Raw genomic sequence first — 13,530 nt, forward strand, 5'->3', positions numbered from 1 at the left:
AGGAGCAGGCCGCGAGCTTCTTCCCACTCAGCGAAGCCGCTAGGGACCGGCCACTCCCACCCTTACTGACTTCGGCTCGTTAGGGTGATCTCTTTCGAAGTCCCTGATCGACCTGGGGCGTTGGCTGTATTCCGTGGTGTGTGAGATATGCGGATGGGGGCGGGCTGACCGCTGCGGGACGTGAGCGCCGTGAGTCGGTGCGGATGCAGGCGGCTGAGCTGTTCGAGCAGGGGATCAAGCCGTTGGAGGTGGCGCCCCGGCGCAAGGTCGGCCACCTGGCCGGCTGGTGCATGCCCGACGCACCCGTTCCGGTGCTCCACCTCACTGCCCGGTACCTCGCCTGGGTCTTCATCTTCGACGACAGCGTCGCCGAGGACCAAGAGCGGCTGCGACAACACGCGGCCATGAACCTGCCCCGGGTCCTGGAGACCGGCGTCGTCCCACCCGGCCGCAGCAGCGCACTGGTCCCGGTCCTGGCGTCCGTGCACCAGGACATCGTGGACGCCGGCGGCGGGCCGCTGCTGCCGCGCCTCGCGGCCGGACTGCAGCACTACCTGGACAGCTGCGCGCGGGAAGGGCCCTGGCGCGCCACCGGCACCCCGTCCACCCTGGACGCCTACCTGGACGACCGCACCCACACCTCCGGCGGCCATCCGCTCTACCTGCACCTGCTGGCCCCGGGCATGCCACCGCTCGACGAACCGCTGCCCAGCCCGGTCATAGGCCTGGCCGAACTCGCCTTTCTCATCGGCGCGCTGGCCAACGACCTGCTCGGGTTCGCGGCCGAGGCGCGGCACAGCGATCCGGTCAACGCGGTCACCGTCCTCGCCCACGAGTTCGCCTACAGCACCACGGACGCCTACCGGGCCGCCACTGTCCTGCATGCCGCCCACAAGCACCGCTTCGACACCGATTACGCCCGCCTGCTGGGCGAGGCGGGCCTGACCGAACCGCAGCGAACATTCGTGCGCGCCATCGGCGGCTGGGTGGCGGGCAGCGCAGCGGCGATCGAACCGTACCTGCACCACCTGCTGAACCTCGAACCCTGATCCCAGAGGAGTGCGCCGTGACCCCATCCGCAGCCGGCACCGTCCACGTGGTCGGCGCAGGCATCGCCGGACTCACCGCAGCCTGGCAACTGCAGCAGCACGGCATCACCGTCCGCGTCTTCGAACGCGAACCCGAAGCCGGCGGCCGGATGCGCACCGTCACCCAGGACGGCTTCCGCATCGAACTGGGCGCCAGCATCCTGGGCACCAACTACACCCGCATGCTCGCCCTGATCAAGGAACTCGGCATCACCGACCAGTGGGGCCGCGCCACCGCGGAGTGCGGCTTCTGGCGCGACGGCCGGGTCCACCGCCTGCGCGCCGACTCCCTGACCGACTTCATCCGCACCCCCCTGATCGGCTGGCGCTCCAAGCTCTCCCTCGCCAAGGTCCTGCCCACCCTGGTCCGCAACCGCAAGTACCTCGACTGGGACACCACCGACCGCAACACCGAACTCGACCAGGTCAGCGCCTCCCACTACACCCTGGACAAGCTCACCCCCGAGATCCACGACATCCTGTGCGAACCGCTCTTCGGCGGCGGCATCGTCCTCGGCGACCCCGCCGAACTCGCGGCCGCGGACATGTTCTTCTACGCCGCCAAACTCCTCGTCCCGCACTTCAACTCCGCCCACGGCGTCGGCCTGCTCACCCGCACCCTGGCCTCCCGCCTGCCCGTCACCTGCGACGCCACCGTCACCGGCGTGCGCACCACCGACCAGGGAACCACCCTGTCCTGGACCCACCACGACATCCCTCAGCCCGACGAACACGCGGACGCCGTCATCGTCGCCCTCCCCGCACCCCACGTGCCCGGCATCCTGCCCCAACTGTCCGCCCAGGACGCCGCCTACCTGCGCTCAGTCCCGTACTCGCGCGGCCTGGTCGCCTCCTACGGCCTCTCCCGGCGACCCGCCGAGCCGTCCCCCACCGTCTTCACCGCCCGCGCCACCCACCCACACATCGCCGGCATCGAACTGCACCACAACAAGATCAGCAACCGGGTCGACAACGCACAGGGCCTCATCACCGTCCACCCACGAAAGGAATTCACCGATTGCTGGTGGGACAAGGACGACACCGCCATCACCCAGGAACTCCTCAACGCCGCCGCCACGATCCTGCCCGGCATCGAGAACACCGTCGTCACCACCCTGATCAGCCGCCGAGACCCAGCCCTCGTCGTCCGCCCCGTCGGCGGCTACGCCGCCCTACGCGCCTTCAACGCCCGCCGCCCAACCGCCGATCCCCGCATCCAACTCGCCGGCGACTACTTCGGCCCCTCCAGCACCTACGGCGCACTCCTGTCCGGAGAACAGGCAGCAGACCGCACACTCGACCACCTCACTGCCCCATAGCTACGCCCTGGGACCAGGTGAAGCGGCGGCGTGTTCGGTGGGACGATCCTTGCAGGCGTCAGCGAGCTGGGAAACCGGCGTTTCACGGAATTGACTTTACCCATGCCCAGTCGCCGCCCTTGGTGAGACAGACCGAGATCGAGCGCGCGGGTCGGCGGGCGCAGCGTGGCGACGGGTTCGAGGCCGGAGACGGCGGTGGAACCGTGCGGGGTGAGCATGCGGGTGGCGTAGGTGCCGAGCAGGCGGGCCAGGCCGGGGGCGTTCAGGCCGTCCGGGATCTTCCAGCCGCCGGAGCTGAGGGCGCCCCAGGTGGGGATGCACAGCTGCAGGCACTGGCGTTTGCCGTCCTTGGGCGTGTGGTAGGTCCGGGCCCATGGGTCGAGGCCTCGCTGGGTCAGCAGCCGCCTGGCCTTCTCGATCTGCTTCACGGCTTTGTGGGTCTTCGGAAGCAGGCCGAGGCGCTGAACGAAGTCCTTCTTCTCGTCCCCGCCCATCGGGGGCAGGCCGAGCTCGGCAAGCGCCGTGCCGGTGAGGACGACCAGGGCGTCACCGTCCTTGCCGTGCCGGTGCAGCCTCGGCGAGCGAAGCTTGGTCTCCAGCGCCCACTCCGCAACGTCCGCGGGCGTGCGGCCGGACGCGGACGCCGCGCGGCGCGGCGGCGGGCACAGGGAGGGTGGCCTGGCGGGGCTCAGCGACCGAAGCGACCGGCCCGGCCGACACCGCGGGCGCCGGGACGGGAGCAGGCGTTGACGGCGGGCAGCCGGGCACCCGTCCTGGCCGTTCACCCTGCTCTTCCGCGACGGCGGTCCGACGCCCGAGGCCGTCGCGGCGGTCGCTGAGGCGACGGCTTCGGGCAGCCACGCCGGTGAGATCCGGCGGTGGGTGGAACTCACCCGTGCGGAGCCGGCCAAACCCGCCTGACCTGTCACCCGGGAGCGTGCCCGGGGCGGCCAGGCGAGCGGCGCAGCTGCCCGGCCGCCCGGCCGCCCGGCCGCCCGTCAGCTGTTGATCCGTCAGCTGTTCTTCAGGGAGCGGATGTAGACCTGCCAGTCGGAGCTCCTCCTGCCGTCCGGGACCAGGTCGGAGTTGGTGTCGCTGAACAGCACCGTCCTGCCGTTGTCGGTCACGAAGAGGCCGGCCGCGGCGCCGGCCAGCGGCGTGCCGTCGGGGGCCCCGGTGACCAGTTCGGTGCGCCCGGTCCGGAGGTTCTGCCGGTACAGGTCGAAGCGCGCCCGGCCGGCCCGGATGATCGTGTCGGAGCAGCCGCCGGCGAAGTAGATCCACCGGTCGTCGGCCGTGATGGCCGCGTCGGGCTCCCCCCAGCAGATCGCGTCCGGGTTGGTGGAGGTCCGGATGCTCTGGACCCGGTTCGTCCGCAGGTCGTTGACGAAGAGCTCGGTACGGGCCTTGCCGCCCGGCAGCGGGATCGCCCTGAGGGCGTAGGCGACGTAGCGGCCGTCGGGACTGAGACGGATGGTCGGGGCCGCCGCGCCGGGCGTCCCGTCGGGGTCGAGGCCCGCGACGACGGTGGTGCCGCTGTCGAGGTCGGTGGCGTAGAGGGTGGTGAAGCGCAGCCGGGCCAGGTCGGCGGTGCCGCCGTCCGTCGCCGGCAGGAGGTTCCTGGCCTTGGAAGTGAAGCCGACCGTCCGGCCGTCGGCGCTGATCGTCGGGTGCTCCGAGTCGCCGCTGGCGGCCTGCCCGTCGGCTCCGACGCTGACCAGGCGGGTGGCGCCGGTGACGCGGTCGATGACGTAGACGTTCCGCGTGTTCGGCGCGACGGGCGCCCCCGGCACGAGATCGGTGCGGGTCGACATGAAGACGATGCGCCGGCCGTCCGCGCTGATGGCCGGCTCGTAGGACTGGCCCGTGCCGGACGCGGTGCCGTTGGTGACGGCGCTGGTGCGGCCCTTCACCCGGTCGCGGACGTAGACGTTGTACGCCCCGTTCGCCTCGGCGGAGAACACGATGTAGCGGCCGTCGCCGCTGATGCCCGCCTCATCGGTGACCGAGGGGAACGGGGCGCCGTCGGCAGTGCGGCTGACCAGCTCGGTGCGGCCGGTCCGCAGGTCGCGGACGTACAGCCCGCGGCCGGAGGTCGCGTCCGGCACCAGGTTCGTCGCGGCCGAGTGGAACAGCGCGTAGCGGCCGTTGCCGCTGATGCCCAGGCTCATGGACTGCTGGTTCGCCCCGGCGCCGTCCACGCCGAGGTCGACCTGGGTGATGCGGCCCCACGCCGGAGCGGCCTGGGCCGGTGCGGCGGTGACGGTGACGGCGGCGGCCACGGCGAGCAGGCAGGCGGCGCGCGCCAGTCGGCGGCTGCGGGTCGTACGGGCGGTTCGGTTCGTCGGTTGCACGGTGTGCGTCCTCCCCTGACGTCGATACGGCCCGCCGCTACTCCCCGTGGGCGGGCCCCGGGGAAGAGCCAAGCGTCGGACGTCGCCCACGGTCAACGGTTCGGACGGAAACCGGCCGGGAATACGCCGTGGAGCTTTGGACGGATCATCCGTCCAGGGCTCCACGACTACGGCCCCAACATCACCCTGACAAGCCGAAGTCAGTAACCGCCTTCCGGCAGACTCACAGGAATCGGTGACGGACCGATACGGTGCGCGCCAGGCAGCACGCCACCCACCAAGCCCCGGCCCAGCTGCTCACCGGCCGCAGCAGCGGCGAGTTCATCGCGCCGGAGTTCGTTGACATGCTCTTCGAGCAGCTCGCAGCCTTACGCCGCCTCGACGACCGCACCGGAGGCGGCCCGCTCAGCCAGCGCCAAGCCCGGCTCGCCCTCCACGACTCCCTCTCCCTCATCCACAACGGCCAGTAAACCGCCGCCACCGGCAACCGCCTTCTGCAGCGCGCCGCCGGGGCCGCGCAACTCGCACCGAGGCCACCGAATTCGAGCCACCCAACGGTGTGTTCTTCCTCGCCGCCCACGCCGACGGCACCGCTTTGGTCTGCGGCGGCTGGCGCACCGCCGGCCCCACCGCCGCCGAGATCAAACGCATGTACGTCACCCCGGCTGCCCGCAGCCACGGGCTCGGGCGACAGATCCTGGAGGCTTTGGAGCACGACGCGCACCGACACGGGATGAGCGAGGTAATCCTGGAGACTGGCGTCAGCAACCACGCCGCGCTCGCGCTCTACACCCGCTGCGGCTATGCCCTGGTCGCCCCCTACGTCGCCGGACGCGACCCGCGGATCAACCGGGCGCTCAGCAAGGCCCTCGGACCGTCGGTCGAGGCGCCGTAGTCCGGCGGCGTGACTCCCGGTGTACGGACACCCGATGCGCCTGCTCAACGGCTTCCATCACCGAGCGCTCCGGACCAAGTCCATGGTCCGGGCAGGATTAGGCTCTGTTCCGTAGTCGGTGGTGACGCTGGGTGCTCGTCACTGGAGCAGGATGCGGTGGCGGAGAAGGTCGAAGCTCGCGCGGCCGTGCATCTGCCGCATGATCTTCTTGGTGCGGGTGTTGACACCTTCGGTACGGCCGTTGTGGTGGGGCAGGGTCAGGCCGGCGTTGACGGCGGCGCGGTCGAGTTCCAGGCCGTTGCAGGGTCGCCAGTAGGGCGGTGTCCTTGGTCCACAGGTGTTCCGGGTGGGTGAGCAGGAGCCGGGTCGCGTGGCGCGGGGTGGTCACCGGCCGGTTGCCCTCGGCTCGTCCCTGGTTGAGGTAGCGGACCAGGAGGTTGTGGCTGCCGGTATAGCCCTGGGCTTTGATCTCGCGGAACAACTGAGTGACGGCCACTGCGGGCTCGGCCGCGCGCCGGGCGCGCAGGTGATCGCGGTAGGGGTCGACCAGGGTGGGTCGGTACTGGGGAGCGATGCGCTCGGCGGTCGGCTCGGGGATGCGTGCGTAGCGCTTGGTGGTGTTCAGGGCCAGTCCCAGTCTGCGGGAGCATTCGAGCAGGCCGACGCCTTGGCCGAGGAGGTCGTGGACCTTGTGCCAGCGTTCGCGGGTGGTCTGCTCGCGGACTCCGCCGGGGCGGGGCGGGTTGACGGTGGCCCAGCAGGGGGCGTGGGCGCGGACCTCGGCCAGGACCTTGTCGCACAGGTTTCTCCACAGGTGCCAGCGGTCGCTGACCTGCACCGCATTCGGTAGTGCCTGGCGGATCGCCTCGGCGTAGGTGGCCGATCCGTCCCGGCACACGACCTCGATCCCCTGCTTCCCGCGCAGCAAGGCCTCCAAGGTGGCGGCCTTGCGGTCGGGGAGCACATCGATACGCTCCCCGCTCTCGGCGTCGATGATGACCGTGGCGTAACGGTGGCGGCGGCGAAGGGCGAAGTCGTCGACTCCGATCACCCGGGGGACGCCGACCTGTGGTACGGGGATGCGCCGCAGCAGGCGCAGGGCGGTGGCGTAGGACATGGGCGCGGCCAGCCAGCGGGAGAGCCGGGCGGCCGCGCGGCCGCATAACTCTTTGACCACGTTCGACACCTGGCCCGTCAGACGCGCGGTGCGACGTTGATGGCGCTCCAGCAGCCCCGGGATCTGTTCGCGGAAGGTCTGCCGCCGACAGCCCAGGACAGAGCAGACCAGGCGCCGCACCCGGACGCGGACCACGACCCGGCGGCCGTCCACCGGCACGTCCGCCACCGTCCGGTGGTGGTACGCGTGTACCTTCCCCGTCAGCGTCCCGCACATCGGGCAGGGCACCGGAACATCCTTGGTCCGGGCCGTGGCCCTGATCGCCTCACCGTCATCCGCCACATCTTCGATGACCAGTGCGGATAACCAGGAAAACACCACAGCAGCAAGGGAGTTGACGCTATCCATGCCTCATGGTGCCAGGCGGAGACGCAACGTCACCACCGACTACGGAACAGAGCCTAAGAGGGTGTCTCACGTGGTGAGTTTCGCGAGTTTCTTGTAGCAGGTCAGTGCTGCCGCGAGTCCGAGGAAGGCCAGGAAGTGGCTGCCTTTGCGTTCGTATCGGACGGTGAGGCGGCGGTAGGCGAAGAGCCAGGCGATGGACCGTTCGATCTTCCAGCGGTGCGGTCCGAGACGCTCGCTGGACTCGACGCCGGGACGGGCGATGCGCGGGACGATACCTCGCTTGCGCAGCCAGGCCAGCCGGTCCGTGGAGTGGTACGCCTTGTCCGCGCGGAGTCTCCCGGGCGCCGCTAAGGTCCTCTCGTTCGCGAAGCTCGCTCAGGCGCGCGCGCTCGCCCGCGCCGGGGAGGCGGACGAAGCAAGCACGGCTCTCGTCCTCTCGGAGAACCTGCTCGACCAAGCGCGGCCCGATACCGACCCGGCGTGGATGAACTACTACACGCACGAGCGTCTGGCCACCGACGCCACCGAGATCTATTGCGACCTGGGCCGCCCCGAGGTCGCGCTCGCGTGGAGCCGTCAGGCGGACGAGATGCCGACGGACCGCTACACCCGCGCTGTCGGCATCCGCCTCGCGGTGGAAGCCTCGGCGTATCTGCAAAAGCACGATCTGGACAAGGGCTTGGCGACTGCCAGGCGCTCCGTGGAACTTCTTTCCCAGGTCCGGTCTGCTCGCGCCCACAGCTACGTCCACGACCTCACCGCGACGCTCGCTCCCCAGCGGGGGGACAAGCGCGTCGCCGCCTTCGTTGCACACACCCGCCGTCACTTGCCCGCTGCGAGCTGACAGCCGGTCACCGAGGCTGGAGGAACCCCGGAGCCGATAGGGGTAGCGAGGAACAGCGACGTCAAAACATGTGTTCACCCAGGCCCGTTGGTGGGAAGGACGACTGTTCGTGGTGTGAGTGGTCGGCGGCGACCCATCCCGCTGGGGTGTCTGCGGTGTCAGTCGACGGATAGGCTCCTGGTATGGACATCCGGGCGGCGAGTCAGGAGCTCGTCGACGCTTTCGGCAGGTTGCTTCCGCAGTTGTCTTCGACCGCCAAGCCCCTGGACTACGAAGCGCTCGACCGGATGGTGACTTGTGATGCCAATACTGTGCTCGTTGCCCGCACTCCTGACTCGATCGTCGGCACCCTGATGCTGGTGCTGTTGCCCTTGCCGTCCGGCTTGCGGGCCCGCATCGAAGACGTGGTCGTGGACAGCGCGGCACGGGGTCAGGGAGTCGCGGGTCTTCTCACCCAGGAGGCCCTGCGGCTCGCCCGGGAAGCGGGTGCCCGGACGATTGATCTCACTTCCCGACCGGATCGAGCGGCGGCGAACCGGCTGTATGAGCGTCTCGGCTTCCACGTCAGGCAGTCCACGGTCTACCGCTTCGCGAATCGAGGGCGGGTTCTCGCAGCAGATGCAACTCACGGCCATTGACCGCAGATAGCAGGCCATTACCTGCGGCAATCGTCACGGAGAGTACATGTGCCGGTCTTCGTTCCGATGGTCAGACAGAGGCCGGAAGATGGCGTGAGCCCCGGGCTCGTCCTGGCAATCGTGTGATCGATGGGCAACCATTCCTGCGACCTGACAGTCGTATTCGTGCCACCCGCGTACTGGGTGGGCATTGTCAGCTCCGCCTCGGGACGTTCCTGAGGCGCTGGAACATGGGGGAAACGCCTTCATGCATCACCGCACCACCGTGGCAGGCTTCGCCGGGGCCCTCGCCCTGTCCGCGCTCACGATTCCGGCGGCGGCCCAGGCGGATGACTTCTCGGGCGACATCAAGATCACGAAGGTGGTCGTCAACGGAGGGAAGGACATCGTCCTGGGGACCAAGGACGTGAAGACGTTCACCATCGCGGTGACCGCCACGGACGACTCGGGCATCAAGGTCGGAAGTACCTTCCCGGTCATGTGGCACACGCCCCTCCGAAACGGCGACTACTACGGTCTCGTGATGCCCGGCAACATCGCGGGCACGTGCGTGCGCCAGAGCTTCACCACGACCACCTGCACCCACACCCTGAAAATCAATCCGCGCATCCACCCCCAGGACAACACCACGGCCGGGACCTGGACCGTGAGAGCCCACGCCCTGGCCAACGACGGTGACTACATCACCAAGGATTCCGCCGCCAAGGCGAAGGTCCTACGCAACTCCAGGCTGACGGTCAACGCCTCGCCGGAACCGGTGAAGAAGAACAAGACGATCACCGTCACGGGCACCCTGACCCGCGCCAACTGGGAGACCTACAAGTACGGGGGCTACACCAAGCAGCCGGTCAAGCTCCAGTTCAAGAAGAAGGGCACCAGCACCTACAAGACCCTCAAGACCGTCACGACGGACAGCAAGGGCAACCTGAGGACGACGACGAAGGCCACGGCGGACGGCCACTTCCGTTACTCCTTCGCAGGCACGTCCACCACCCCGGCGGTCGCCTCCACGGCAGACTACGTCGACGTGAAGTAACCCTCGGAAGGGTCATCTACCGCCAGCAAGCGCGGAAGGCCCAGGCCGGAGACTCTTCGGTCCGGGCCTTCTTGAGCCCTGGCTGCGTCCCGGCCGGCAGCCGGTCAGCCGCTGCATCCCTTCGCGCTCTCCAAGTTGATCGACGATCTCGCCCCCCGAGACTGCCAGCCGCACCGCAGCAATCCGAAAAGAAGATGCGCCGGGCGGGGGCGTCGGGTCGCTCGTGACCACGGCGCCTCCGGTCCCGCCCGCACCGGCCGTCGCCGCGACGGCGCGCGTCGGCCCGGTGCCCGTCGGCTATATCCATGGCGACAATCAGCCGAGGAACTGGCTGTGGTCGCAGAGGCTGGCCCTCGTCGACTTCGAACGGTCCCGGCCGGCCGCCCGCGTCCAGGACTTCGTCATCCTCGCGACCACCCAGTGGGCCGACCATCCGGACCGCGAGACGGCGTTCCTCCGGTCCTACGGGAGGGAGCTGTCCGACGCCGAGCGGCACGCCCTGCGCTGCCTGACCGCCCTGGACGCGGTCAACTGCCTGGCGTGGGGCCCGGACAACGGCGACGCCGAGGTCACCGCCCGGGGCCGGCGGACCCTGGACCGGCTCATGAGGGAGGACCAGCCGTGAGCGCCGTACACCGGAGCATCGGGAACTTCATGGTCCTGCTTCAGCGTCCCGCCGACGGCCGGGTCCTGACCGTCCGACACCAGGCGAAGTCCTGGCACTCCCCCGGCGCCCCCAGATGATCGCCGCGGACCTCACCGCTGCCGCGGGCCTCGCGACCATCCCGGCCGCCGCCTTCGCCGGGGTGTTCGGCATCGGCCATCTGTACGCGGTCGCCGTCGTCCTGGGAATCACCAAGATCGTGCACGACGCGGCCGCCATCAGCTACCTGCCCGTCCTCGTCGAACCTCACCTGCTGCAGCGCGCGAACTCGAGGCTCGGTCCTCGGCGTCCGCGGCACCCTCACCGTCGGAGCGGTCCTCCAGATCGTCCCCGTGATCCTTCTGCTCGCCTCCCCTGTCCGCGCCCTGCGGGACATGCCCGTCCCGCCCGCGCGCACCGCCGTGCCGCCCGCCCGTGAAGGAGCCTCATGACGACGACCTCGACCGCCGCGTACTGGGAACCGCTCTGGGCAGGAGGTCGTCGCTACCGGCGACTCGACGGCCCCGAAACCCGGCTGATGAACGAGCACCTCGGCCCCGGCCGCGGCCGCCCCGCCCTCGACCTCGGCTGCGGCGACGGCACCCTGGCCCGCCACTTTCACCACGAGCTCGGATACCGCACCACCGGCATCGACATCTCCCCCAGCGCCGTCGCACTCGCCGCCACCCACGACGAAGGCCCCGCCCCCGGTCCGGCGTGGCGGTGCGGCGACATCACCACCAACGACCTCACGGCACTGCCGGAGCCCGCGTACGCGGTCATCACCTGCCGCCTGGTCTACCGGTGGTTGGACGACAAGGCGGCCTTCCTCAGCCGCGTCCGCGACCTCCTTGTCCCCGGCGGGACGTTCTGGCTGGTCACCGAGATCGCCGGACGCCGCGAGGCAACCGACCCCCGCCACGGTCTCGGGATCAGCCCCGCCGAGACCGAAACCCTCACCTCCGGCTGGTCCGCTGTCCAGGCCGCCGACGACCTTGACGTGCTCCGCTGCTACGCCCTGCGCCCCTGACCCCCACTCACCCCTTTACCGATGGAGGACTCGGTGACCACCGAGAAGGACACCGTCGACATCTGGAACCCCTCTCGGCGGCGGGCACAGCATCCTGCAGACCGGAAGGCCAGGGATGCTGGGCTTCGCCGCTGCACAGCATCCCTTCTCAACCCTGTCCCGGCGAACACCGACCTCTATCTTCGCTCCCCAGCAGGAGAGGGGCCCCGGGCGCTACCCGGTTTGATGCCCGAGGTAGGCAGCCTGAGCCCAACCAGTCGAGGCAGCAGAAGCGTAAAGGGCCCCCAGCTCTCCGTTGGGGGCCCTCTACCAGGTGCTTAAACACCTCGTAAACAAGCAGCTCACTGCCGTCGGAGTTCCAGCTCCGATAGCCCTGGCGGCGCACGATTTGGGCCCCGGCGCAGAGGACCCAAACCCCCGAGCTCGGAGGAACAAACGTGCAAACGACTGCAAACCAGGCCCCCACATCGGTAGGGATCGGCGAATTGCCTTACCCCGCCGGTGAGTTCGACTGTGGGTTTGCCGCGAATATCCCGTCCTCTCGGCGGCGTTGCGCCGCCCGCTGCAGGGCTGTCCGGCGCGCAAGGCCTCGACCTGGTCGGCGCCGTAGAGGTGCTTGCCGCCCTGGCCGGGAGGTGCCACCGGGTGAGCTGCTTGCGGGCGCTTCCGGTGACGGAAGGCTGCCTACGCCCTCTTAATTCCCTCAACCCATACTCCATACTGGGCTGCTGAGAGAATCAGGGAGGGGCCGTTCGGGCGTTTCGAGTCGCGTACGGCAATCGCACCCCCGTCGAGGACGGCCACCTCGACGCAGTTGGTTCCTCCGCTGCTGTAACTGCTCTTCCTCCATTCAGCGTTGTCGAGTTTTTCCCGCATCTGCAGGGACGGGTTAGTCATCGGGTTCATTCGAGATCCTTGGCGATAGATTCGAGGAGGGGGACGGAGGCGTTGTGTGACAAGGCCTCTGATTTCAGCAGGTCGGCAGCGGTGCGGTACAGCTCCACGTTGTCCGGCTGATTCATGTGGAGAGACGCCCTCATGGATTCGATGACGATGACATCGGGGCCGGCGGGGAACGTCATATGGATGAAAGGGCCGTCCATGCCTGCGTGGGCTCCAGCCTTGTATGGAAGGACCTGGATGGTGACGTTGGGGCTTTTGGTCGCCAGAGCAATGAGGTGCTGCACCTGTTTGCGCATCACCTCGCGTCCGCCGACTTCCTGACGAAGTAGCCCTTCGGAGAGAACGGCCCACATCTTCAGGGGCGGCTCCCTGTCACCCATGCTCTTCTGGTGTTCCATCCGCAGTTCGACGAAGTGATCGATATCCTGCAACCGCTTCCACACCCGACTGCCTTCCGTGACCGCATGCGCGTAGTCACGCGTTTGCAGAAGGCCGTGGACTGCGTTGGGGTTCCAGACGAAGAGGCCGCTGGCCATTTCGACCTGGGAGAGGTAGTCGCCGAGTGGATCATCCACGACTCCCTCGTATCGCTGCCACCAGTCCGGCTCTCCGGCTCGCTGCACGAGTTCCCTCAGGCGCCTGCGCAGACCCTCGTCGCGAACCTGGTACACCTCCAGGACGTGCGGCAGTTGCTGCACAGTGACACGCTGGGTTCCGCCCTCGATCTTGCTGACCGTGGCGAGGGACTTGTAGCCCAGGCGCTGGGCCGCCTCGTCCTGAGTCCACCCCAGCTCCTCTCGGATACGTCGCAGCTCGGCGCCCAGCCGCCGGCGGCGCGGGGTCGGATCGACTGCCATGACCACCTCCTCGGTACGGGGAAAGCGTAGTGCCCGAAGGGAAGTTGAGAATATGCCAACCTAGCCCGCGGGAAAGCCTTTCCTGTGGGAAGGTTGCCCATGGGCTAGGTGGCGGTCCATCATCGAAGTCGCCAGGCGGGTGCACCGCTCGCCGGGAGCGGGGCGTTCCCCGGCTCCCGATCGTGCGTTCTGGAAGGTCTGGGCCGCCCGGCGCTCCATCAGTAACTCCGTTGGAACTACTGCCAGTTCGCCGTGTTCATTCAGCACGGCGTCCGCACTGCCGGCATGAGCCGGCTGTCGTGAGCCGGGTTCCCTGCTCGTTTCGCAATCGACCGCCGCGCGCCGGGCCGGTCGCCATTCACGTCCCGCGCCACCTCGAAGGACTCCCCCGTGGACTT

General features: G+C 69.0%; 13 protein-coding genes and 3 pseudogenes. 10 read left to right on the forward strand and 6 right to left on the reverse strand.

The window, feature by feature from the left end:
• The first annotated feature begins 140 nt into the window (after positions 1–140).
• A complete protein-coding gene (locus tag ACIHCL_RS31510; protein ID WP_399867367.1) occupies positions 141–1,049 on the forward strand; it encodes a hypothetical protein in 909 nt (302 codons plus the stop codon).
• Positions 1,050–1,066: 17 nt separating this feature from the next.
• Positions 1,067–2,407, forward strand: a complete 1,341-nt coding sequence (locus tag ACIHCL_RS31515; RefSeq protein WP_399867369.1) for a protoporphyrinogen/coproporphyrinogen oxidase — start codon at positions 1,067–1,069, stop codon at positions 2,405–2,407.
• On the opposite strand, the gene ACIHCL_RS31520 is transcribed toward ACIHCL_RS31515, so the two are convergent.
• Positions 2,341–3,300, reverse strand: coding sequence for a hypothetical protein (locus ACIHCL_RS31520; protein ID WP_399867370.1), 960 nt, complete (start codon positions 3,298–3,300; stop codon positions 2,341–2,343). The two genes, ACIHCL_RS31515 and ACIHCL_RS31520, sit on opposite strands and share 67 nt — an antisense overlap.
• Before the next feature lie 120 nt (positions 3,301–3,420).
• Positions 3,421–4,761, reverse strand: a complete 1,341-nt coding sequence (locus tag ACIHCL_RS31525) for a hypothetical protein (protein WP_399867372.1) — start codon at positions 4,759–4,761, stop codon at positions 3,421–3,423.
• Between the two features lie 251 nt (positions 4,762–5,012).
• Here ACIHCL_RS31525 and ACIHCL_RS31530 point away from each other — a divergent pair, with 251 nt between their 5' ends.
• Both ACIHCL_RS31530 and ACIHCL_RS31535 read left to right on the forward strand, forming a co-directional pair.
• Positions 5,013–5,231 carry a hypothetical protein gene (locus ACIHCL_RS31530; protein ID WP_399867373.1) on the forward strand — a complete coding sequence of 73 codons (219 nt, stop codon included), beginning with the start codon at positions 5,013–5,015 and terminating at the stop codon, positions 5,229–5,231.
• Between the two features lie 68 nt (positions 5,232–5,299).
• Positions 5,300–5,656, forward strand: a pseudogene (locus tag ACIHCL_RS31535) (GNAT family N-acetyltransferase); the annotation flags it as partial.
• Positions 5,657–5,794: 138 nt separating this feature from the next.
• On the opposite strand, the pseudogene ACIHCL_RS31540 reads toward ACIHCL_RS31535, so the two are convergent.
• Both ACIHCL_RS31540 and ACIHCL_RS31545 read right to left on the reverse strand, forming a co-directional pair.
• Positions 5,795–7,151, reverse strand: a pseudogene (locus ACIHCL_RS31540) (ISL3 family transposase).
• A 96-nt stretch (positions 7,152–7,247) separates the two neighbouring features.
• Positions 7,248–7,523, reverse strand: a pseudogene (locus tag ACIHCL_RS31545) (transposase); the annotation flags it as partial.
• Here ACIHCL_RS31545 and ACIHCL_RS31550 point away from each other — a divergent pair.
• The 6 genes from ACIHCL_RS31550 to ACIHCL_RS31575 all read left to right on the forward strand — a co-directional run bounded on the left by ACIHCL_RS31550 (position 7,462) and on the right by ACIHCL_RS31575 (position 11,372).
• Positions 7,462–8,025: a hypothetical protein gene (locus ACIHCL_RS31550; RefSeq protein ID WP_399867374.1), complete on the forward strand. Its 564-nt coding sequence runs from the start codon at positions 7,462–7,464 to the stop codon at positions 8,023–8,025. The pseudogene ACIHCL_RS31545 and the gene ACIHCL_RS31550 sit on opposite strands and share 62 nt — an antisense overlap.
• A gap of 182 nt (positions 8,026–8,207) precedes the next feature.
• A complete protein-coding gene (locus tag ACIHCL_RS31555) occupies positions 8,208–8,663 on the forward strand; it encodes a GNAT family N-acetyltransferase (protein ID WP_399867376.1) in 456 nt (151 codons plus the stop codon).
• 247 nt (positions 8,664–8,910) lie between these two features.
• Positions 8,911–9,699, forward strand: coding sequence for a calcium-binding protein (locus ACIHCL_RS31560; RefSeq protein WP_399867378.1), 789 nt, complete (start codon positions 8,911–8,913; stop codon positions 9,697–9,699).
• Positions 9,700–9,922: 223 nt separating this feature from the next.
• A complete protein-coding gene (locus ACIHCL_RS31565; RefSeq protein ID WP_399867380.1) occupies positions 9,923–10,324 on the forward strand; it encodes a phosphotransferase in 402 nt (133 codons plus the stop codon).
• Positions 10,321–10,443 (forward strand): hypothetical protein, encoded by a 123-nt coding sequence (locus tag ACIHCL_RS31570; protein ID WP_399867382.1) that lies wholly within the window; start codon positions 10,321–10,323, stop codon positions 10,441–10,443. The genes ACIHCL_RS31565 and ACIHCL_RS31570 overlap by 4 nt, the downstream gene beginning before the upstream one ends.
• A gap of 347 nt (positions 10,444–10,790) precedes the next feature.
• Positions 10,791–11,372 (forward strand): class I SAM-dependent methyltransferase, encoded by a 582-nt coding sequence (locus tag ACIHCL_RS31575; protein ID WP_399867383.1) that lies wholly within the window; start codon positions 10,791–10,793, stop codon positions 11,370–11,372.
• 684 nt (positions 11,373–12,056) lie between these two features.
• On the opposite strand, the gene ACIHCL_RS31580 is transcribed toward ACIHCL_RS31575, so the two are convergent.
• On the reverse strand, positions 12,057–12,278 hold the full coding sequence (locus tag ACIHCL_RS31580) for a DUF397 domain-containing protein (protein WP_399867384.1): 222 nt from the start codon (positions 12,276–12,278) through the stop codon (positions 12,057–12,059).
• Complete coding sequence (locus ACIHCL_RS31585; protein WP_399867386.1) at positions 12,275–13,132, reverse strand: helix-turn-helix domain-containing protein; 858 nt, start codon at positions 13,130–13,132, stop codon at positions 12,275–12,277. The genes ACIHCL_RS31580 and ACIHCL_RS31585 overlap by 4 nt, the downstream gene beginning before the upstream one ends.
• Between the last annotated feature and the right edge of the window lie 398 nt (positions 13,133–13,530).

Origin of the sequence: Streptomyces sp. NPDC052042, from assembly GCF_044548345.1 — a bacterium.
Taxonomy (GTDB): domain Bacteria; phylum Actinomycetota; class Actinomycetes; order Streptomycetales; family Streptomycetaceae; genus Streptomyces.

Bases quoted from the DNA above. Each gene is read 5' to 3' on its own strand.
- ACIHCL_RS31555 (WP_399867376.1), top strand. From the start codon at position 8,208: ATGGACATCCGGGCGGCGAGTCAGGAGCTCGTCGACGCTTTCGGCAGG.
- ACIHCL_RS31560 (WP_399867378.1), top strand. From the start codon at position 8,911: ATGCATCACCGCACCACCGTGGCAGGCTTCGCCGGGGCCCTCGCCCTG.
- ACIHCL_RS31575 (WP_399867383.1), top strand. From the start codon at position 10,791: ATGACGACGACCTCGACCGCCGCGTACTGGGAACCGCTCTGGGCAGGA.
- ACIHCL_RS31580 (WP_399867384.1), bottom strand. From the start codon at position 12,278: ATGAACCCGATGACTAACCCGTCCCTGCAGATGCGGGAAAAACTCGAC.
- ACIHCL_RS31585 (WP_399867386.1), bottom strand. From the start codon at position 13,132: ATGGCAGTCGATCCGACCCCGCGCCGCCGGCGGCTGGGCGCCGAGCTG.